This is a genomic window from Streptomyces sp. NPDC044704, from assembly GCF_056433525.1.
The window spans coordinates 46,964-67,490 of record NZ_JBWKGY010000012.1; the positions used below are offsets into that span (position 1 = coordinate 46,964).

17 protein-coding genes are annotated in these 20,527 nt (G+C 72.6%); 14 read left to right on the top strand and 3 right to left on the bottom strand.

Annotated elements, in window-relative coordinates; translation table 11 throughout:
• The first annotated feature begins 78 nt into the window (after positions 1–78).
• The 5 genes from AC07B0_RS26430 (at position 79) to AC07B0_RS26450 (ending at position 5,897) form a co-directional block, all read left to right on the top strand.
• On the top strand, positions 79–1,125 hold the full coding sequence (locus tag AC07B0_RS26430) for an FUSC family protein (RefSeq protein ID WP_478899054.1): 1,047 nt from the start codon (positions 79–81) through the stop codon (positions 1,123–1,125).
• A gap of 117 nt (positions 1,126–1,242) precedes the next feature.
• Positions 1,243–2,754 (top strand): cytochrome ubiquinol oxidase subunit I, encoded by a 1,512-nt coding sequence (locus tag AC07B0_RS26435; protein ID WP_478899055.1) that lies wholly within the window; start codon positions 1,243–1,245, stop codon positions 2,752–2,754.
• Between the two features lie 116 nt (positions 2,755–2,870).
• Positions 2,871–4,028, top strand: a complete 1,158-nt coding sequence (locus AC07B0_RS26440; protein ID WP_356881344.1) for an acyl-CoA dehydrogenase family protein — start codon at positions 2,871–2,873, stop codon at positions 4,026–4,028.
• Positions 4,029–4,034: 6 nt separating this feature from the next.
• Positions 4,035–4,925, top strand: a complete 891-nt coding sequence (tesB, locus tag AC07B0_RS26445; protein WP_356881342.1) for an acyl-CoA thioesterase II — start codon at positions 4,035–4,037, stop codon at positions 4,923–4,925.
• A gap of 57 nt (positions 4,926–4,982) precedes the next feature.
• Positions 4,983–5,897, top strand: coding sequence for a cation diffusion facilitator family transporter (locus tag AC07B0_RS26450; RefSeq protein ID WP_356881340.1), 915 nt, complete (start codon positions 4,983–4,985; stop codon positions 5,895–5,897).
• A gap of 53 nt (positions 5,898–5,950) precedes the next feature.
• On the opposite strand, the gene AC07B0_RS26455 is transcribed toward AC07B0_RS26450, so the two are convergent.
• Both AC07B0_RS26455 and AC07B0_RS26460 read right to left on the bottom strand, forming a co-directional pair.
• Entirely contained in the window at positions 5,951–6,757 is an 807-nt protein-coding gene (locus AC07B0_RS26455; RefSeq protein ID WP_478899056.1) for a phosphatase, read from the bottom strand.
• Positions 6,758–6,824: 67 nt separating this feature from the next.
• Positions 6,825–7,403: an SACE_7040 family transcriptional regulator gene (locus AC07B0_RS26460; protein WP_356881336.1), complete on the bottom strand. Its 579-nt coding sequence runs from the start codon at positions 7,401–7,403 to the stop codon at positions 6,825–6,827.
• 99 nt (positions 7,404–7,502) lie between these two features.
• Here AC07B0_RS26460 and AC07B0_RS26465 point away from each other — a divergent pair, with 99 nt between their 5' ends.
• The 6 genes from AC07B0_RS26465 (at position 7,503) to AC07B0_RS26490 (ending at position 15,458) form a co-directional block, all read left to right on the top strand.
• Positions 7,503–9,119 (top strand): carboxyl transferase domain-containing protein, encoded by a 1,617-nt coding sequence (locus AC07B0_RS26465; RefSeq protein ID WP_469381594.1) that lies wholly within the window; start codon positions 7,503–7,505, stop codon positions 9,117–9,119.
• A 16-nt stretch (positions 9,120–9,135) separates the two neighbouring features.
• Positions 9,136–11,148 carry an acetyl/propionyl/methylcrotonyl-CoA carboxylase subunit alpha gene (locus AC07B0_RS26470; RefSeq protein WP_478899057.1) on the top strand — a complete coding sequence of 671 codons (2,013 nt, stop codon included), beginning with the start codon at positions 9,136–9,138 and terminating at the stop codon, positions 11,146–11,148.
• Between the two features lie 11 nt (positions 11,149–11,159).
• Positions 11,160–12,077, top strand: coding sequence for a hydroxymethylglutaryl-CoA lyase (locus AC07B0_RS26475; RefSeq protein WP_356881368.1), 918 nt, complete (start codon positions 11,160–11,162; stop codon positions 12,075–12,077).
• Positions 12,078–12,084: 7 nt separating this feature from the next.
• The gene (locus tag AC07B0_RS26480) at positions 12,085–13,245 is read left to right on the top strand and encodes an acyl-CoA dehydrogenase family protein (RefSeq protein WP_478899058.1); all 1,161 of its coding nucleotides are present in this window, start codon (positions 12,085–12,087) and stop codon (positions 13,243–13,245) included.
• A gap of 148 nt (positions 13,246–13,393) precedes the next feature.
• On the top strand, positions 13,394–14,437 hold the full coding sequence (locus AC07B0_RS26485) for an ABC transporter substrate-binding protein (RefSeq protein ID WP_478899113.1): 1,044 nt from the start codon (positions 13,394–13,396) through the stop codon (positions 14,435–14,437).
• A gap of 91 nt (positions 14,438–14,528) precedes the next feature.
• Complete coding sequence (locus AC07B0_RS26490; RefSeq protein WP_478899059.1) at positions 14,529–15,458, top strand: siderophore-interacting protein; 930 nt, start codon at positions 14,529–14,531, stop codon at positions 15,456–15,458.
• Positions 15,459–15,644: 186 nt separating this feature from the next.
• On the opposite strand, the gene AC07B0_RS26495 is transcribed toward AC07B0_RS26490, so the two are convergent.
• Positions 15,645–17,225, bottom strand: coding sequence for a beta-N-acetylhexosaminidase (locus AC07B0_RS26495; RefSeq protein WP_478899060.1), 1,581 nt, complete (start codon positions 17,223–17,225; stop codon positions 15,645–15,647).
• Positions 17,226–17,277: 52 nt separating this feature from the next.
• Here AC07B0_RS26495 and AC07B0_RS26500 point away from each other — a divergent pair, with 52 nt between their 5' ends.
• From AC07B0_RS26500 to glmS, 3 genes are all read left to right on the top strand, one after another.
• Positions 17,278–18,165, top strand: coding sequence for a DUF4429 domain-containing protein (locus AC07B0_RS26500; RefSeq protein WP_478899061.1), 888 nt, complete (start codon positions 17,278–17,280; stop codon positions 18,163–18,165).
• 107 nt (positions 18,166–18,272) lie between these two features.
• Positions 18,273–18,548, top strand: coding sequence for a hypothetical protein (locus AC07B0_RS26505; protein WP_030008735.1), 276 nt, complete (start codon positions 18,273–18,275; stop codon positions 18,546–18,548).
• A gap of 66 nt (positions 18,549–18,614) precedes the next feature.
• Positions 18,615–20,432, top strand: a complete 1,818-nt coding sequence (glmS, locus tag AC07B0_RS26510; protein ID WP_356881320.1) for a glutamine--fructose-6-phosphate transaminase (isomerizing) — start codon at positions 18,615–18,617, stop codon at positions 20,430–20,432.
• Positions 20,433–20,527 lie beyond the last annotated feature (95 nt).

The window sequence follows — 20,527 nt, forward strand, 5'->3', positions numbered from 1 at the left end:
GGAGCCGCCCCTCGTCCGGGTGGCCGGTGGTGGGGTGGCGGGCCGATCGGGCGGGGGTACGCGCCTACGATGTGCCGCATGTCCGGGATGTCCGTGGTGACGGGGAAGCGTGCGTTCGCCGAGCGAACGGCCCCGGCCGCGCGGCTCGTGGTGTGCGCGGCCGTCCCCTGGTACCTGTGCCTGTGGTGGTTCGGTACGAGCTCGGCGCCCGTGGCGGCCGCGCTGCCGGCCGTGCTGATCCTGCGCGAGGACGTGTTCTCGGCGCCCGGGCCGGCCCTCCAGCGGCTGGTGGGCGTGATCGCGGGCGTGGTGCTGAGCGTGACCGTCCTGCACTGGCTGCCGTCGGGCCCGGCTTCGTTCCTGGTCATGCTGGTGTGCAGCTGCGCCGGGATGTACCTGCTGAGCCACAAGGGCTCCCCCAACCAGCAGGTGCTGATCACCGCCCTGATGATCTACGCCACCCCGACGCCCGGGTACCCGCTGGCCCGGCTGGTCGAGAGCGCGGTCGGCATCGCCGTCGTGCTGCTCCTCGGCCCGCTGCTGTGGCCCCCCGACCCGTACCGGGAGGCGGCGTCCGGACTGGAGGCGTACCGCACCGGCCTGCGCGCCCGGCTGGAGCGGATCGCGGCCGACGCCGCCTCGGGGCGGGCGGGCCCCGCCCCCGACGACCCGTTCGCGCTGTGGCACCGCCCGCACGAACTGCTCGTCGCCCTGGACCGCAGGACGGGCCGCACGGTGCTCCTGCCGCCCCGGCGGCCCCCGGGCGGGCCGGCCGGCACCCTCCGCCCCCGGTTGCGGCTGGCCGCGCGCACGGCTCCGGCCCTGCTGCTGCTCGCGCGCGAACTGGAGACCCGGCAGGGCGGGGCGCCCGCCCCGGAGCGGGCCGACGCGGCGGTGCGCGCCATGGCCCCGCTGATCGCGGCGACGGGCGACGCCTTGGACACGGCCCTGCGCGGCGAGGACTGCGCGGCCGGCCTGTCCCGGGCCCGGGAACTGGAGCGGGCGCACCGGGCCGCCCATCCCGGGCGCCGGAACACCGTCCTGCGGGCCGGACCGGTCCTCACCAACGAGGCGCTGGCCGACCACCTCGCGCACGGTCCGGGACCCGGATCCCCGGCGGCCTGAACCCGCTCCCCCTTGTCCGCCGTCCGGCGTAACCCGGGGGGTGCGGGGACGTCGGTGCGCGGCCCGGAGCACGGGCGGGGGCGAGAGTGATCTCCCCGAGGCGAGGTGAGGAAGCGAATGGACCTGGCTCTGGCCTTCGACACGATGGCCCGGTGGCAGTTCGGCATCACCACCGTGTACCACTTCCTGTTCGTCCCGCTCACGATCTCCCTGTCGGCCCTGGTCGCCGTCCTCCAGACCGCGTGGGTGCGCACGGGCCGGGAGAAGTACCTGGAGGCCACGAAGTTCTGGGGCCGGCTGTTCCTGATCAACATCGCGATGGGTGTCGTCACCGGCATCGTGCAGGAGTTCCAGTTCGGCATGAACTGGTCCGACTACTCGCGCTTCGTCGGCGACGTCTTCGGAGCCCCCCTCGCCTTCGAGGCCCTGATCGCCTTCTTCTTCGAATCGACCTTCATCGGCCTGTGGATCTTCGGCTGGGACAAGCTGCCCAAGAAGATCCACCTCGCCTGCATCTGGATGGTCTCGATCGGCACCGTCCTGTCCGCCTACTTCATCCTCGCCGCCAACTCCTGGATGCAGCACCCCGTCGGCTACCGCATCAACGAGGAACGCGGCCGGGCCGAGCTCACCGACTTCTGGCTGGTCCTGACCCAGGACACCACCCTCGTCGTCGTCTACCACACCCTCACCGCCGCCTTCCTGACCGGCGGCGCCTTCATGGCCGGCATCGCGGCCGTGCACCTGCGGCGCGGCCGGCACGTGCCGGTGATGCGCGCCTCGATGCGCCTCGGCCTGGTGACGATGCTGCTCGCCGGGGTCCTGGTGGCGTTCAGCGGGGACACCCTCGGGAAGGTGATGTTCCGGCAGCAGCCGATGAAGATGGCCGCCGCCGAGGCCCTGTGGGACGGCGAAGCCCCGGCCCCCTTCTCCGTCTTCGCGATCGGCGACGTCGCGCAGGGGCACAACACCGTGGAGTGGTCGGTCCCCGGCCTGCTCTCCTTCCTCGCGGAGGGCAATTTCACCGCGTACGTGCCGGGCATCAACGACACGGACGCGGCCGAGCGGCAGAAGTACGGTCCGGGCGACTACCGGCCCGACATCCCCGTCGCGTTCTGGAGCTTCCGCTGGATGATCGGCTTCGGCATGACCTCGCTCGCCGTCGGCGCGGTGGGACTGTGGCTGACCCGCCGGCGGTTCCTGCTCGACCCCGGCCTGCGGACCGGCGAGGACGAGGTGCCGCACCTGGCCGTGACCCGCGGCCGGACGCTGGGGTCCTGGCTGACGGTCTGGTACTGGCGCCTGGCCGTGTGGACGCTGGCCTTCCCCCTGATCGCCAACTCCTGGGGCTGGATCTTCACCGAGATGGGCCGCCAGCCGTGGGTCGTCTACGGAGTGCTGCGCACCCGGGACGCGGTCTCCCCGACCGTCACCCTGCCCGAGGTCATCACCTCCCTCGCCGTCTACACCCTGCTGTACGCGGCGCTCGCGTTGATCGAGATCCGGCTCATGGTCAAGTACGTCATGGCCGGGCCGCCCGTGCTCACCCCCGCCGACCTGGAAACGCCCCGCCGGATCGGCGGTGACGACGACGGGGACCCCGACCGGCCGATGGCCTTCTCGTACTGACGCGTCCCGCGGTCCGCGACCGGCTCTGGACAGGGCGGACAACTCGCCGGTAACTTAATCTGAGCAAGCGCTTAGGCATGAGCGGCGGACCGCCGCGACCGAAGGGAGCCGGCCCAGTGCGCCGTACCGTTTTCAACGAGGACCACGAGGCGTTCCGCGAGACCATCCGCGCCTTCATCGAGGCCGAGGTCGTTCCCGTCTACGACGAGTGGTTCCAGGCGGGCCAGGCTCCTCGCGACTTCTACTACAAGCTCGGCGAGCTGGGCGTCTTCGGCATCAACGTGCCCGAGGAGTTCGGCGGCGCGGGCCTGGACACCCACAAGTTCGAGGCCGTCCTCTACGAGGAGACCTCGCGCGCGGGCGTGAACTTCGGCGGCTCCGGCGTGCACGTGCTGCTCGCGCTGCCCTACATCAAGATGCTCGCCACCGACGAGCAGAAGAAGCGTTACCTCCCGAAGTTCGTCTCCGGTGAGGAGATGTGGGCCCTCGCGATGACCGAGCCGGGCACCGGTTCCGACGTCGCGGGCATGAAGACCACCGCCAAGCTCTCCGAGGACGGCACCCACTACGTCCTCAACGGCTCCAAGACCTTCATCACCGGCGGCGTGCACGCCGACCGCGTGATCGTCTGCGCCCGCACCTCCGCCCCGCGCGAGGACGACCGCCGCTTCGGCATCTCCCTCTTCGCCGTGGACACCAAGTCCGAGGGCTACTCCATCGGCCGCAAGCTGGACAAGCTCGGCCTGCGCACCTCCGACACCGCCGAGCTGGCGTTCGTCGACGTGAAGGTCCCGGTCGAGGACCTGATGGGCGAGGAGAACAAGGGCTTCTACTACCTCGGCGCCAACCTGCCCTCCGAGCGCTGGGGCATCGCCTTCGGCGCGTACGCGCAGGCCAAGGCCGCCGTCCGGTTCGCCCAGCAGTACGTCCAGGACCGCACCGTCTTCGGCAAGCCCGTCGCGCACTTCCAGAACACCAAGTTCGAACTGGCCTCCTGCCAGGCCGAGGTGGACGCCGCCGAGGCGGTCGCCGACCGCGCCCTGGAGGCCCTGGACGCCGGTGAGCTGACCGCCGCCGAGGCCGCCTCCGCGAAGCTGTTCTGCACCGAGGTCGCGCACCGCGTCATCGACAAGTGCCTCCAGCTGCACGGCGGCTACGGCTACATGAACGAGTACCCGATCGCCCGCCTGTACGCCGACAACCGCGTGAACCGCATCTACGGCGGCACCAGCGAGGTCATGAAGTCCATCATCGCCAAGTCGATGGGTCTGTAAGTCCCCTTGGCCGAGCTCGACGACAACGAGGCGCTCGCCGATCTCCTCGATCTGCTCGACCTGGAGCAGATCGAGGAGAACATCTTCCGCGGCACGAGCCGGCAGTCCCTCGTGCCGCGCGTCTTCGGCGGACAGGTCGCGGCCCAGGCGCTGGTCGCGGCCGGCCGGACCGTGCCCGCGGACCGGTCGGCGCACTCGCTGCACTCGTACTTCCTGCGGGCCGGCGACCCGGGCGCGCCCATCGTGTACTCCGTCGACCGGATCCGCGACGGGCGCTCCTTCACCACCCGCCGGGTGGTCGCCGTCCAGCACGGACAGCCGATCTTCCACCTGTCGGCGTCGTTCCAGACGTACGAGGAGGGGCTCGACCACCAGGCCCCGATGCCGCAGGCGCCGGACCCCGAGTCCCTGCCGACCGCCGCCGAGTCCCTCCCGCTGTACCGGGACGTCTTCCGCGACCCGGGGACCGTCGAACGGCTCCTCGCGGCCCGTTCCGCGGTGGACCTGCGGTACGCGACGACCCCGCCGTGGGGCAGCGTCGGGGAGCCGGTCGAGCCGCGCTCCCAGGTGTGGTTCCGCACCCGGGGCAAGCTCGCGGACGACCCGCTGCTGCACACCTGCCTGGCCACGTACGTCTCCGACATGACCCTGCTGGACTCGGTGCTGCTCGCGCACGGCCGGGGCGGCTGGGCGGTGGGCGACGTCGTCGGCGCCTCGCTGGACCACGCCATGTGGTTCCACCGGCCGTTCCGCGCCGACGAATGGCTCCTGTACGACCAGGAGTCCCCCTCGGCGGCGGCCGGCCGCGGCCTCGGCCAGGCCCGCATCTGGACCCAGGACGGCCGCCTCGCGGTCACCGTCATCCAGGAAGGCGTCGTGCGCGTACCCCGCGCCTGAACCGGCCGGCGGGTGTCGCTGAGCGGTCCGCCCGAGGGGCGGACATACCGTCGCGTCATGACCGAACAGCCCGAAAGCGTCGCCACGGTCGTCGTCGCCACCGTCACCAATCTCGGGATCGCCGCCGCGAAGGCGGCCGCCGGGATCCTCAGCGGGTCGAGCGCGATGCTGGCCGAGGCGGCGCACTCGGTCGCCGACACGGTGACCGAGGTGCTGCTGCTGACCGCCCTCAAGCGCAGCGACCGGCCGGCCGACGAGGCCCACCCGCTGGGGTACGGGCCCGAGCGCTACATCTGGGCACTGCTCGCCTCGGTCGCCACCTTCGTCGGCGGCGCGGTCTTCGCCGTGTACGACGGCGTCCACACCCTGGTCCACGGCGAGGACCCGGGCAGCCCGACGCTCTCGTACGTCGTCCTCGCGGTCGCCGCCGTACTGGAGGGCTACTCGCTGCTGGTGGCGTGGCGCCAGGTCCGCGGCGAGGCGGCGCGGATGCGGGCGCCGCTGGGCCTGTACGTGAAGCACACCCCGGACACGGCCGTGAAGGCGGTACTGCTGGAGAACGCCGCCGCGCTGGTCGGGCTCGCGCTGGCGGCGGGCGGGCTGCTGGGGGCGCAGCTGACCGGTTCGGGCGCGTACGACGGGGTGGCGTCGCTGCTGATCGGGCTGCTGCTGGTGTGGGTGGCGTGGGAGCTGGGCCGCTCGAACGCGCAGTACCTGATCGGGCGGCCGCTGCCGGCCCGGATGCGCGAGGAGGTCCGGGAGGAGCTGCTGTCGGTCCTGCACATCGAGGGCGTCCTGGAGCTGACGACCCTGGTGCAGGGCCCGGACGAGGTCCTGATCGCGGCGAAGATCGACTTTCACGACCTGGCGTCGGCCCGGCAGGTGGAGGCCGCCTGCGAGGTGGCCGAGGCGCAGCTCCGCGAACGCTTCCCGGCCGTCCGCCGGGTCTACCTGGACCCGACCCCCTCCTGACGCGCGCCGCCGCGGCCCCCGCGGCCCCGGCGGCTCCCGGCCGGCCCCGCCCGTCAGACGTCGCCGAGGCCGGCCGTGGACAGGAGGTAGGCCGTCATCGGGTCGTAGAAGCGGGGGTCGCGGACGTGGTCGTCCAGGGGGACGGCGATCTGGAGGGTGCCCTCGGCCTCGGCGAGGAAGAGCGCCGGGTCGTTGCAGTCGGCGTAGCCCGCGGCGTCGAGGCCGCGCTGCGCGGCGCAGCCCGCCCAGCCGTGGTCGGCGACGACGAGGTCCGGCTGGGGGCGGCCCTGCGCCGCGAGGCCGTCGAGGATCGCGGCCATCGGCGCCGGGGAGTGGGTGTGCCACAGCGTCGCCCCGCGTTCCTGCACCGCGACGCCCGCGAACTGCCAGACGGAGCCCTCGTCGGCGGTCAGGCCCTGCGGGATCACCACGATCTCGCAGCCGGCTGCCCGCAGCGCGTCCGCGGTGGCGCGGTGCACGTCGAGGAGGCCGCCCGGGTGACCGGTGGCGAAGAGCACGCTCTGCCGGTCCAGCGCGGCCTTGTGCAGCCGGGCCGCGAGCCGGTCCAGGGCGGCGACGGTCAGCTCGGGGTCGATGGTGTCCTGGCCCTGGCGGTGCGTCGGGTCGTCCACGACCCCGCAGCGCTCGGCCATGACCGCGAGCACGTCCTGCTCGTCGCTCCAGCGGTCCCCGAGCTCCAGGCCGAGCCAGTAGTGGCGGTCTCCGTTGGCGAGCTTGCGGTAGTGGCTGAGGTTGTTCTCGCGCGGGGTCGCCACCTCCCCCGCGATCCGCGTGCGGAGCAGGTGTTCGACGAGTTCGGCACGGCTGGGTACGGGCGTCTCTATCGGCATGGCGCCCATTCTGCCGCCGTCCGGCCGGAGCCGTCTGCTCCGTCCCGGCCGTCGGACACCCCACCTCATGTCCGGCTCACCCCGACAGGGCCCCGAAGGCGCCGTTCGCCAGGCGCCTCAGCAGGGCCTCCGTGGCGTCGCGGCCGAGCGCCGCCAGGTGGGGGGTCGAGTTCAGCAGGCCGAAGACCGCGTGCACGGAGACGCGTACCTCCGCCTCCCCCACCTCGGGGTGCAGCTCGCGCACGACGGTCACCCACAGCTCCACGTACTGGCGCTGGAGCTGGCGCACGAGCTTGCGGTCGGCCTCCCGCAGCCGGTCCAGTTCCCGGTCGTGGAGGGTGATCAGCGCCCGGTCGTCGAGCGCGAAGTCGATGTGGCCCTCGACGAGGGAGGCGAGCACCTCCCGCGGGTCACCGGCCGCCTCCTCGACGCGGCGGCGGCCGCCCGTCAGCAGCCGCTCGCTGATGCCGACGAGCAGTTCGGCGAGCATCGCGTCCTTGCCCGCGAAGTGCCGGTACAGGCCGGGGCCGCTGATGCCGACCGCGGCCCCTATCTCGTCCACGCCGACGCCGTGGAAGCCGCGCTCCGCGAAGAGACGAGCGGCCTCACTGAGGATCTGCTCGCGTCGGGTCGGGGCGGCCGCTCTGGTGCTCATGGGAATCCATTCTAGACAGGGCCGTTAGCGCTCGTTAACCTGATACCCAGAGTGTTAACGCTCACTAACAAGCATGCACCGAGCAAGGGAGCTCGACCGATGCAGCAGGCACCAGTGCTGACGAGCGCCGCGGACCCGGCGTCCGAGGCCTGGCGGACCAATGAGGCCGCCCACCGCGAGCTGACCGAGGGCCTGCGCGCCCGGCTCGACGCGGCCCGGCTCGGCGGCGGCGAGCGGGCCCGCGCCCGCCACACCGCGCGCGGCAAGCTCCTGCCCCGCGACCGCGTGGACGCCCTCCTGGACCCGGGTTCCCCCTTCCTGGAGCTGGCCCCGCTGGCCGCCGAGGGCATGTACGGGGGCGCGGCCCCCGCCGCGGGTGTGATCGCCGGCATCGGGCGGGTCAGCGGCCGCGAGTGCGTCATCGTCGCGAACGACGCCACCGTCAAGGGCGGCACGTACTACCCGATGACCGTCAAGAAGCACCTGCGCGCCCAGGAGGTGGCCCTGGAGAACCGTCTCCCCTGCCTCTACCTGGTCGACTCCGGCGGCGCCTTCCTCCCCATGCAGGACGAGGTCTTCCCCGACCGGGAGCACTTCGGCCGCATCTTCTACAACCAGGCCCGCATGTCAGGGGCGGGGATCCCGCAGATCGCGGCCGTCCTCGGCTCCTGCACGGCCGGCGGGGCGTACGTCCCGGCGATGAGCGACGAGGCCGTCATCGTGCGCGGCCAGGGCACGATCTTCCTCGGCGGCCCGCCGCTGGTGAAGGCCGCGACCGGTGAGGTCGTCACGGCCGAGGAGCTCGGCGGCGGTGAGGTCCACTCGCGGACCTCCGGCGTCACCGACCACCTCGCGGAGGACGACGCCCACGCGCTGCGGATCGTACGGAACATCGTGGCGACCCTGCCCGCGCGCGGGGCCCTGCCCTGGTCGGTGGAGGCTCCCGAGGAGCCCAAGGTGGACCCGTACGGCCTCTACGGCGCGGTCCCGGTCGACTCCCGCACCCCCTACGACGCCCGCGAGATCATCGCGCGGATCGTGGACGGCTCCCGCTTCCAGGAGTTCAAGGCCGAGTTCGGGCAGACGCTGGTGACCGGCTTCGCCCGGATCCACGGGCACCCGGTCGGGATCGTCGCCAACAACGGCATCCTGTTCTCCGAATCCGCCCAGAAGGGCGCCCACTTCATCGAGCTGTGCGACCAGCGCGGCATCCCGCTGCTTTTCCTCCAGAACATCTCCGGGTTCATGGTCGGCCGCGACTACGAGGCGGGCGGCATCGCCAAGCACGGCGCCAAGATGGTGACGGCCGTGGCCTGCACCCGGGTCCCGAAGCTGACCGTGGTCGTCGGCGGCTCGTACGGCGCGGGCAACTACTCGATGTGCGGCCGGGCGTACTCGCCCCGCTTCCTGTGGATGTGGCCCAACGCCAAGATCTCGGTGATGGGCGGGGAGCAGGCCGCCTCGGTCCTCGCCACCGTCAAGCGCGACCAGATCGAGGGCGCGGGCCAGGACTGGCCGGCCGAGGACGAGGAGGCCTTCAAGGCCCCGGTCCGGGCGCAGTACGAGGAGCAGGGCAACGCCTACTACGCCACCGCGCGGCTGTGGGACGACGGGGTCATCGACCCGATGGAGACCCGGCAGGTGCTGGGACTGGCCCTGACCGCGTGCGCGAACGCCCCGCTGGGCGAGTCGCCGTTCGGCATCTTCCGTATGTGACGTGAGGACCTCACTGATGTTCAGCACTGTTCTGGTCGCGAACCGGGGCGAGATCGCGGTACGCGTCATCCGCACGCTGCGGGAGCTCGGCATCCGCTCCGTGGCCGTCTTCAGCGACACGGACGCGGACGCCCGGCACGTGCGGGAGGCCGACACGGCCGTCCGGATCGGCCCGGAAGCGGCCGCCGAGAGCTACCTGTCGGTGGAGCGGCTCCTCGACGCGGCCCGCCGCACGGGCGCCGAGGCCGTCCACCCCGGCTACGGGTTCCTCGCCGAGAACGCGGTCTTCGCCCAGGCCTGCGCCGACGCCGGGCTGGCCTTCATCGGCCCCCCGGCGAGCGCGATCTCCCTGATGGGCGACAAGATCCGCGCGAAGGAGACGGTGAAGGCGGCCGGGGTCCCGGTGGTGCCGGGCTCCTCCGGCAGCGGCCTCACCGACGCCGAACTGGCCGCCGCCGCGGCGGAGATCGGCATGCCGGTGCTGCTCAAGCCCTCGGCGGGCGGCGGCGGCAAGGGCATGCGGCTGGTCCGCGACGAGGCCGTGCTGGCCGAGGAGATCGCGGCGGCCCGGCGCGAGGCGAAGTCCTCGTTCGGCGACGACACCCTGCTCGTGGAGCGGTGGATCGACCGGCCCCGGCACATCGAGATCCAGGTCCTCGCGGACTCCCACGGGAACGTGGTGCACCTGGGCGAGCGCGAGTGCTCCCTCCAGCGGCGCCACCAGAAGGTGATCGAGGAGGCGCCGTCGGTCCTCCTCGACGAGGAGACGCGGGCGGCCATGGGCGCCGCGGCCGTGGAGGCGGCCCGCTCGTGCGGGTACGTCGGCGCGGGCACCGTGGAGTTCATCGTGCCGGGCGGCGACCCGTCCTCCTACTACTTCATGGAGATGAACACCCGCCTCCAGGTCGAGCACCCGGTGACGGAGCTCGTCACCGGCCTGGACCTGGTGGAACAGCAGCTGCGGGTGGCGGCGGGCGCGCCGCTCGGCTTCGCCCAGTCCGGGGTCCGGCTGACCGGCCACGCCATCGAGGCCCGCGTCTGCGCGGAGGACCCGTCGCGGGGGTTCCTGCCCTCCGGCGGTACCGTCCTCGCGCTGTCGGAGCCGTCCGGCGGGGCGGTCCGTACGGACTCCGGGCTGACGGCGGGCGTGCCCGTGGGCTCGGCGTACGACCCGATGCTGTCCAAGGTCATCGCGTACGGCCCGGACCGGGCCGCGGCCCTGCGGGTGCTGCGGGCCGCCCTCGCGGACACCGTGATCCTGGGCGTCCAGACGAACGCCGGTTTCCTGCGGCGGCTCCTGGCCCACCCGGACGTGGTGTCGGGCGACCTGGACACCGGCCTGGTCGAGCGCGACCTCCCGTCCCTGCTCCCGGAAGGCGTTCCGGAGGAGGTGTACGCGGCGGCGGCGCTGCTGGCTCCGGCCGCGGCGGCGGGCACCGGGTGGGTCGACCCCTTCGGGATCCCGAACGGCTGGCGCCTGGGCGGGACTCCGGCCTGGACGGTCCGGCACTTCCGCCTCCCGGGCCAGGACCCGGTCGAGGTCCGCACCCGCCCGGCCGGGTCCGCCACCGAGCTCCTCGTCGGGGCCGCCCACGACCCGGCCCCGCCGGTGCTCGCCGGCCGGGTCGTGGCCCGCACCCCCGAGCGCGTCACCGTGGAACTCGACGGCGTGACGCACACGTTCAGCCACGCCGCCTCCCCGGACGGGGTCTGGCTCGGCCGCGACGGCGACAGCTGGCACGTCCAGTCCCACGACCCGGTGGCGGCCTCCCTCGGCGGCAGCGCCCACGCGGGGGCCGACACCCTGGCCGCCCCCATGCCCGGCACGGTCACGGTCGTGAAGGTGGCCGTGGGCGAGCAGGTCGTGGCCGGTCAGAGCCTGCTGGTCGTGGAGGCGATGAAGATGGAGCACGTCATCTCCGCCCCGCACGCCGGGACCGTCACCGAACTCGACGTCACGCCCGGTTCCACCGTCGCCATGGACCAGGTCCTGGCCGTGGTCACCCCGGACGAGGAGGAGGGCGCGTGAACGCACTGCCCATGACCGTCCCGGCCGCCGGACTGCCGGCGCGCGTACGGATCCACGAGGTCGGCGCCCGCGACGGACTCCAGAACGAGAAGACGGCCGTCCCCACCGAGGTGAAGGCGGAGTTCGTCCACCGGCTCGCGGCGGCCGGCCTCACCACCATCGAGGCGACCAGCTTCGTCCACCCGAAGTGGGTGCCCCAGCTCGCGGACGCCGAACAGCTCTTCCCGCTCCTCGCCGACGTGGACGCGGCGCTGCCCGTCCTGGTCCCGAACGAGCGCGGCCTCGACCGGGCGCTCGCCCTCGGGGCCACCCGCATCGCGGTGTTCGGGTCGGCGACCGAGACCTTCGCCTCCCGGAACCTGAACCGCACCGTCGCCGAGTCCCTGGCCATGTTCGAGCCCGTCGTGGCCCGCGCGAAGCAGGAGGGGGCGCACGTCCGCGGCTACCTGTCAATGTGCTTCGGCGACCCCTGGGAGGGCCCGGTCCCGGTCGAGCAGGTGGTCCGCGTCGCCAGGGCCCTGCTCGACCTCGGCTGCGACGAGCTGAGCCTCGGCGACACCATCGGCGTCGCCACCCCGGGCCACGTCCGGTCGCTGCTGAACGGGCTGAACGGGGACGGCGTGCCGACCGACCGGATCGGCGTGCACTTCCACGACACCTACGGACAGGCCCTGTCCAACACCCTCGCCGCGCTCCAGCACGGCGTGACGACCGTCGACGCCTCCGCGGGCGGCCTCGGCGGATGCCCGTACGCCAAGAGCGCCACCGGCAACCTCGCCACCGAGGACCTGGTGTGGATGCTCGACGGCCTCGGCATCGAGACCGGCGTCGACCTGGCCGCCCTCACCGCCACGAGCGTGTGGATGGCCGAACAGCTGGGACGCCCCAGCCCCTCCCGTACCGTCCGCGCCCTCTCCCACAAGGAGTAAGAGAACCATGCCCCTCGACCACCGGCTCACCCCCGAGCACGAGGAACTCCGCCGTACCGTCGAGGCGTTCGCGCACGACGTGATCGCGCCGAAGATCGGCGACCTGTACGAGCGGCACGAGTTCCCGTACGAGATCGTCGCCGAGATGGGCCGCATGGGCCTGTTCGGCCTGCCCTTCCCCGAGGAGTACGGCGGCATGGGCGGCGACTACCTCGCCCTCGGCATCGCCCTGGAGGAGCTGGCCCGCGTCGACTCCTCGGTCGCGATCACCCTGGAGGCGGGCGTCTCGCTCGGCGCCATGCCCCTGTACCTGTTCGGTACGGAGGAGCAGAAGCGGCAGTGGCTGCCGAAGATGTGCTCGGGCGAGATCCTGGGCGCCTTCGGCCTGACCGAGCCGGGCGCGGGCAGCGACGCGGGCGGCACCCGCACCACCGCCGTCCGCGACGGCGACGAGTGGGTCGTCAACGGGTCGAAGTGCTTCATCACCAACTCCGGTACGGACATCACCGGGCTGGTCACCGTCACCGCCGTGACGGGCCGCAAGGCGGACGGCCGCCCGGAGATCTCCTCGATCATCGTCCCCTCCGGCACCCCGGGGTTCACGGTGGCCGCGCCGTACTCGAAGGTCGGCTGGAACGCCTCCGACACGCGCGAGCTGTCCTTCAGCGACGTGCGCGTCCCGCTGGCCAACCTCGTCGGCGAAGAGGGCCGCGGCTACGCCCAGTTCCTGCGGATCCTCGACGAGGGCCGCATCGCGATCTCCGCGCTCGCGACCGGCCTCGCGCAGGGCTGCGTGGACGAGTCGGTGAAGTACGCGAAGGAGCGGCACGCCTTCGGCAAGGCCATCGGCGACAACCAGGCCATCCAGTTCAAGCTGGCGGACATGGAGACGCGCGCCCACATGGCGCGGATCGGCTGGCGGGACGCGGCCTCCCGGCTGGTGTCGGGCGAGCCCTTCAAGAAGCAGGCGGCGATCGCGAAGCTGTACTCCTCGACGGTGGCCGTGGACAACGCCCGTGACGCCACGCAGATCCACGGCGGCTACGGCTTCATGAACGAGTACCCGGTGGCCCGCATGTGGCGCGACTCCAAGATCCTGGAGATCGGCGAGGGCACCAGCGAGGTGCAGCGCATGCTCATCGCCCGCGAACTGGGCTTCGCCGGCTAGGCCGTGGCGCCGGGGCCCGGGTGCGGGAGGTGCGCCCGGGTCCCGTCCGGATCGGGCCCTCTTACCACTTTCGTGCAAGGTTAGGCTAACCTTCCCTGCGGTCGGCCCCATGGCCGCCTCACACGCACGCACGAAAGCGGACTTCGACATGCCCAAGCCCCGGACCTCCTCCCTCTCCCGTCGCGGCCTCATCGCCGCCGGCGGCGCCCTCGGCCTCGTCGCGGTCCTCTCCGCGTGCGGGAACACCGACGCGGCGAAGGACGGCGCGGGCAGCAAGGACAAGGCCGCCAGCGCCGCCCCCGCGGGCCCCTGGAGCTTCAAGGACGACCTCGACAAGGACGTCACCGCCAAGGCCGTGCCGAAGAACATCGTCGCCTTCACCGGCACGGCCGCCGCGCTCAACGACTACGGCGTCGAGGTGAAGGGCGTCTTCGGTCCCACGAAGACCGCCGACGGCAAGCCCGACGTCCAGGCTGGCTCGCTGGACATATCGAAGGTCGAGATCCTCGGCAACGTCTACGACGAGTTCAACGTCGAGAAGTACGCCGCCCTCCAGCCCGACCTGCTCGTCACCAACACCTGGGACGGCTCGTACTGGTACGTCCCCGAGGCCTCCAAGGACAAGATCCTGAAGCTGGCCCCGGCCGCCGCGATCTCCGTGGGCGGCAACGCCACGCTGGACAAGGCCCTGGAGCGCACCGCGGACCTCGCCAAGTCGCTGGGCGCCGACATGAACACCAAGACCACCATCGACGCCAAGGCCCGCTTCGACGCCGCCGCCTCCAAGGTCCGCGAGGCCACCAAGGCCAACCCGGGCATCAAGGTGCTCGTCGGCTCCGGCGACGCCAACCTGTTCTACGTCTCCACCCCGAAGACCTCCGCCGACCTCAAGTACTTCGAGCAGCTCGGCGTCGAGTTCGTCACCCCGGACAAGGTCGAGGGCGGCTTCTTCGAGAGCCTCAGCTGGGAGAACGCCGGCAAGTACAAGGCCGACCTCGTCCTGCTCGACAACCGCACCGGCACCCTCCAGCCGGAGCAGCTGAAGGCGAAGCCGACCTGGGCCGAGCTCCCCGCCGTCAAGGCCGGCCAGATCACCCCGCGCGTGACCGAGCCGATCTACTCGTACGACCGCTGCGCCCAGATCCTGGAGGACCTCGCCAAGGCGATCCAGAACGCCAAGAAGGTCAGCTGACCCCGCACGTCACCGGCCACCGCCCCGGGACCGGCCCCTTCGGCCGGTTCCCGGGGCACACCCGCATCCGCACCCCTGGGGGACCCTCCGCATGACCGCGTCCGCATCCGGGGCCCCGGCTTCCGCGCACTTCCGTTTCTTCGTCCTCGAAGTCCTGCGCACGCGACGCCTCGGCCACTCCTTCCTGCGGGTCACCTTCGGCGGGGAGTCCCTCGCGGACTTCCGTTCGGGGGGCTTCGACCAGAGCCTGTCCCTCTTCCTGCCGCCGGCCCACCGGGAGCACACGGAACTGCCCTCCACCGACGAGGACTCCTGGTTCGGCGCCTGGCGGGCGATGCCGGACGAGGAGCGTCCGGTGATGCGCTCGTACACGGTGCGCGAGCAGCGGCGCACGGAGGCGGGCGCGGTCGAGGTCGACATCGACTTCGTCCTCCACGGCGCCGCCGGGACGGCAGACCCTTCCGGGCCCGAGGGACCGGCCGCGCAGTGGGCCGGACGGGCCGTCACCGGCCGCCGGATCATGGCCATCGGCCCGGCCGTCGCGGAGAACAAGTCCGTGCGCTTCCAGCCGCCGGCCGACGCCGACGCGATCCTGATGTACGCGGACGAGACGGCGCTGCCCGCCGCCGCCGCGATCCTGGACCGGCTCGCCGCCGGTACCCGGGTACGGGCCTGGTTCGAGGTGCCGCACCCGGGCGACCGCCTCGACCTCACGACCCTCGCCGAGGCGGACATCACCTGGATCGTCCGCGAGGACGCCCCGGGCGCTCAGCGGACCGGGCGCGTGCTGGACGCGCTGCGCTCGGCGCGGCTGCCCGCGGCCGGGGCGCCGTACGCCTGGATCGCGGGCGAGGCGGGCACGGTCCGCGCGGTGCGCCGCCACCTCGTGGGCGAGCGCGGCGTCGACCGGCGCGCGGTCCGCTTCACCGGTTACTGGCGCCTGGGCGCGAGCGAGGAACAGCTCCTCGCCGAGGCGTACGCGGGCCGGGCGCCGAGCGAGGACCCCGCTTCCGAGCTGTAGCGGGAAGCCGGGGCACCCACCCCCTTGTCGCGTAATTTAGGTTAGGCTAACCTAAGCATCACGCCGGTGAGGGACCTGCCTCCGCCGGTGCGGCCGGCCCGGGCGGGCGATCGATACGGTCCCTCGATCGCCCGCCCGCTGTCGTACCCGGGCAGAGCGGCGTACTCGGGCAGAGCGTCGTACCCGTCAGGACCAGGGGACGTCCGGCGCCCGGTGGTAGTTGACGTCCTGGGCGTCCAGCCGGGGCCCCTGCGCCGCCAGGCGCTCGCGGTACGAGCTCCAGCCGAGCGCGCCCGCCGGGGACCAGCCCAGCTCCGCCACCCCCAGCACGCGCGGGAACGCCATCAGCTCCCAGTCACCCCGCCCGGCGATCGTCTCCGTCCACAGCGGGGCCTCCACGCCCAGGACGGCGGACTCCGCGACCCCGGCCAGGTACGTCCCCGGATTCCAGGAGTACGCCCGCTCCACCGGGACGTAGCCGGCCCAGGCCAGCCCCGGCTTCGTCTTCGCGTCGTACTTCATGTCCAGGTACGCCCGGTCCGCCGGGGACAGGATCAGCGGGTGCCCCGCCTTCGCCGCCGCCACCACGGCCGCCTTCTCGGCGGCCGGAGTGCGGTCGTGGCCCCAGTACTGGATCACCGAGCCCGGCGCCGGACGCCCCTGCGCGAGCTGGTGCCAGCCCACCACGGTCTTCCCGTGCCGGGCCACGACCGCCTGGGCCCGGTCCATGAAGGCCGCGTAGTCCGCCGGCGGCGTCGCGTGCGCCTCGTCGCCGCCGATGTGCAGGTACTTGCCCGGCGTCAGTTCCGCCAGCTCGCCCAGCACGTCCTCGACGAACTCGTAGGTGCGCTCCGCGCCCACGCACAGCGAGCTGAAGCCGACCTTGGTCCCCGTGTAGCGCTCCCGCGCCTTCCCGTCGCAGTTGAGCTCCGCGTAGGAGGCCTGCGCCGCGTTCACGTGGCCCGGCATGTCGATCTCCGGGACCACGTCCACGTACCGCCGGGCCGCGTACTCCACCAGGTCCCGGTACTCCTCCTTCGTCCAGTGGCCCCCGGGGCCGCCCCCGACCTCGCTGCCGCCGCCGTACTCGGCGAGCCGCGGCCACGAGTCGATCGCGAGCCGCCAGCCCTGGTCGTCCGTCAGGTGCACGTGCAGGGTGTTGATCTTGTACTGGGCGAGCTGGTCGACGTACCTCTTCACCTGCTCCACCGGGAAGAAGTGACGGGCGACGTCGACCATCGCCCCCCGGTACGCGAACCTCGGCGCGTCCGTGACCGTCCCGCCCGGCACGCTCCCCGCCCCCCGCACCGGCAGCAGCTGCCGCAGCGTCTGGCCCCCGCGGAAGAGCCCCGCCGGGGTCCGGGCGGTCAGCGTGATCCCGGAAGCGGTGGTCCGCAGCCGGTAGCCCTCGGCGCCGAGGTCCCCGGCGCCCCGGTCGAGCAGCAGCCGGATCCCGTCCCCCTCCTGCCCGTCGACCACCGGCAGGGGCAGCCCGCTCGGCCCCCGCAGCTGTTCCGCGAGGAGCTCGCCGACCTGGCGCACCTCCTCGGGCGAGTGCCGGCCCGTACGGATGACCGTGCCGGCGCCGAAGGCGTACCCGGGACCTTCCGCGCGCGCGGAGGCGGGCGCCGGCAGGAGCCGTTCGTAGGGGGCGAGGGCGGCGGGGCGCGGGGCCCCGGGTTTGGCGTCGTCGCCGTGGGCCGCGGTGCAGGAGACGGCCGCACCGAGGACGAGGAGGGTGCCGAGCGTGCGTCGCAGAGCTCTCATGCGCACAGATATAGGCCAAACGGAGCGCCGGCGGCGATGGGAGAATCGCCGGATGGCGGAAATCATCCAGAAGGACGGCACTTGGACCTTCGACGGGGACGCGGTGCGCATCGTGCCGGGTCGCGACAAGGGGGTGTCACTGCTGCGCCAGCACCTCGGCGAGGTGGCCGTTCCCCTGCACGCGATCGCGGGGATCAGTCACGAACCGGGACGCAAGGCGGGCCGGCTGCGGCTGCGGCTGCGTGACGGCGCGGACCCGCTCCTCCAGGTCACCGGCGGGCGGCTGCCGGAGGGCTCGGACCCCTACCGGCTGACGGTGGAGCCGGACCGCACGGGGGTCGCGGAGTACTTCGTCGACGAGGTGCGGAACGCCCTGCTGCTGGACCAGGTGGACCCGGGGCCGTCGGACGCCTACCTGCTGCCCGGGCCGGCCGTGCCGATATCGGTGAGCGCGGGCGACGGGACGGTGTCCTTCGACGGGGACACGGTCACGCTGAAGTGGAGCTGGACCGCGGAGGAGGCCAAGGCCTCCGGCGGGCCGCGCACCTTCCGCGCGGCGGACCTGAAGGCCGTCGAGTGGTTCCCGGCGCGGGGCCTGGAGAACGGCTGGCTGCGGTTCTCCCTGGCGGGCCTGCCCACGGCCGGGCCGGCCAAGTACGACCCGTACGCGGTGGAGATCTTCGGGCTCAGGAAGGACCCGCTGATGGCACTGGCCGCGGCGGCCGTGGCGGTACGGATGCCGCACCCGGCGGCGGCCTGCGCACCCGCCCCGGCCGCCGCCCCCGAACTGCCGGCCGCCGCCGCGCCCCCGGCCGCTGCGGGCGACGACCACGACGCCCTGCTGCGCCGGCTGCGCGAGCTGGGCGAACTGCACCGGACGGGGATCCTGACCGCCGAGGAGTTCACGACGGCGAAAGCGGCGATTTTGGGTCGCTTCTGACCGACCCGGGGCGGAAGCTCCCATTCCTCTGGTCCAGACCAGCGAGATCCTGCCCGATTCCGGGCAGGATCTTTGCGTTCCACCCTTTTGCCGGTCAGTATCTACGAGTGCTCGACCGCCGCCCGTCGCATGACGACCTCGTCGACCACCTGGTGCGCAGCACCGCGCTCCAGCGCGGCGAAGCGGCCCGGGTGGTACTCGACGTGCTCGCCTACTTCGACGAGACGACCGAGGAATTCGTCCGGCGCCGCCACCGCGAGCTGCAGTCCGGCGGCGCGGTCAACGCCGAGATCTTCGAGCGGATCGCGGCCGAACTGCCGCACCGCGCCGTGGCGCCCCCGGAGCTCTCCCTCCGGCAGCTGCGCCGCATCGTCTACGGCTGAAACGGCCGGGCGCCCACGGGGCGTCCGCCGGGCACGGACACCGAACTTCAGGAGGGGCAACACCGTATGTGCGGAATCGTGGGTTACATCGGCAAGCGCGACGTGGCACCGCTGCTGCTGGAAGGACTCCAGCGGCTGGAATACCGCGGCTACGACTCGGCGGGCATCGTCGTCAACAGCCCGAAGTCGGCGGCCCTGAAGGTCGTCAAGGCCAAGGGGCGGGTCCGTGACCTGGAGTCCCGCGTCCCCAAGCGCTTCGCCGGCACCACGGGCATCGCGCACACCCGCTGGGCCACCCACGGCGCGCCGAGCGACATCAACTCGCACCCGCACCTCGACGCCGAGAACAAGGTGGCGGTCGTCCACAACGGCATCGTCGACAACGCCTCCGAGCTGCGCGCCAAGCTGGAGGCCGAGGGCGTCGTCTTCATCTCGGAGACCGACACCGAGGTGCTCGTCCACCTGATCGCCCGCTCCCAGGCCGAGACGCTGGAGGAGAAGGTCCGCGAGGCCCTCAAGGTCGTCGACGGCACCTACGGCATCGCCGTCATGCACGCCGACTTCGCCGACCGCATCGTCGTCGCCCGCAACGGCTCCCCGGTCGTCCTCGGCATCGGCGAGAAGGAGATGTTCGTCGCCTCGGACGTCGCCGCCCTGGTCGCCCACACCCGCCAGGTCGTCACCCTCGGCGACGGCGAGATGGCCACCCTCAAGGCCGACGACTTCCGCACCTACACCACGAGCGGTACGACGACCACCGCCACGCCCGAGACCGTGGAGTGGGAGGCCGCCTCCTACGACATGGGCGGCCACGACACCTACATGCACAAGGAGATCTCCGAGCAGCCCGACGCGGTCGACCGCGTGCTGCGCGGCCGGATCGACGACCGCTTCAACACGGTGCACCTCGGCGGCCTGAACCTGGACCCGCGCGAGGCGCGCGGCATCCGCCGGGTCAAGATCCTCGGCTGCGGCACCTCGTACCACGCGGGCCTCATCGGCGCCGGCCTCATCGAGAGCATGGCCCGGATCCCCGCCGACGCCGAGCCGGCCTCCGAGTTCCGCTACCGCAACCCGGTCGTGGACCCCGACACCCTGTACATCGCCGTCTCCCAGTCCGGTGAGACGTACGACGTGCTCGCGGCCGTCCAGGAGCTCAAGCGCAAGGGCGCCCGCGTCCTCGGCGTGGTCAACGTGGTCGGTTCGGCCATCGCCCGCGAGGCCGACGGCGGCGTGTACGTGCACGCCGGCCCCGAGGTCTGCGTCGTGTCCACCAAGTGCTTCACCAACACGGTCGTCGCCTTCGCGCTGCTCGCCGTGCACCTCGGCCGGATCCGGGACCTGTCCGTCACCGACGGCAAGCGGATCATCGAGGGCCTGCGCAAGCTGCCCGCGCAGATCCAGGAGATCCTGGAGGGCGAGGAGGACATCAAGAAGCTGGCGGCCGAGTACGCCGAGGCCAAGTCGATGATGTTCATCGGCCGCGTCCGCGGTTACCCGGTGGCGCTGGAGGCCTCCCTCAAGCTGAAGGAGATCTCCTACATCCACGCCGAGGCCTACCCGGCCTCCGAGCTCAAGCACGGTCCGCTCGCCCTCATCGAGCCGGCCATGCCGACGGTCGCGATCGTCCCGGACGACGACCTGCTGGAGAAGAACCGCGCGGCGCTGGAGGAGATCAAGGCCCGCAGCGGCCGCATCCTCGCCGTCGCCCACCGCGCGCAGGAGAAGGCCGACCACACCATCCTCGTGCCCAAGAACGAGGACGAGCTGGACCCGATCCTGATGGGCATCCCGCTCCAGCTGCTGGCGTACCACACGGCTCTGGCCCTGGGCCGGGACATCGACAAGCCCCGCAACCTGGCGAAGTCCGTCACCGTCGAGTAGCCGGACCCGCCCCGGCCGCCGCACGGCGGCCCGGAACGTGACGGAGCGGCCCCCGGGGGAAAATTCCTCCGGGGGCCGCTCCGCGTGCGTTCTCC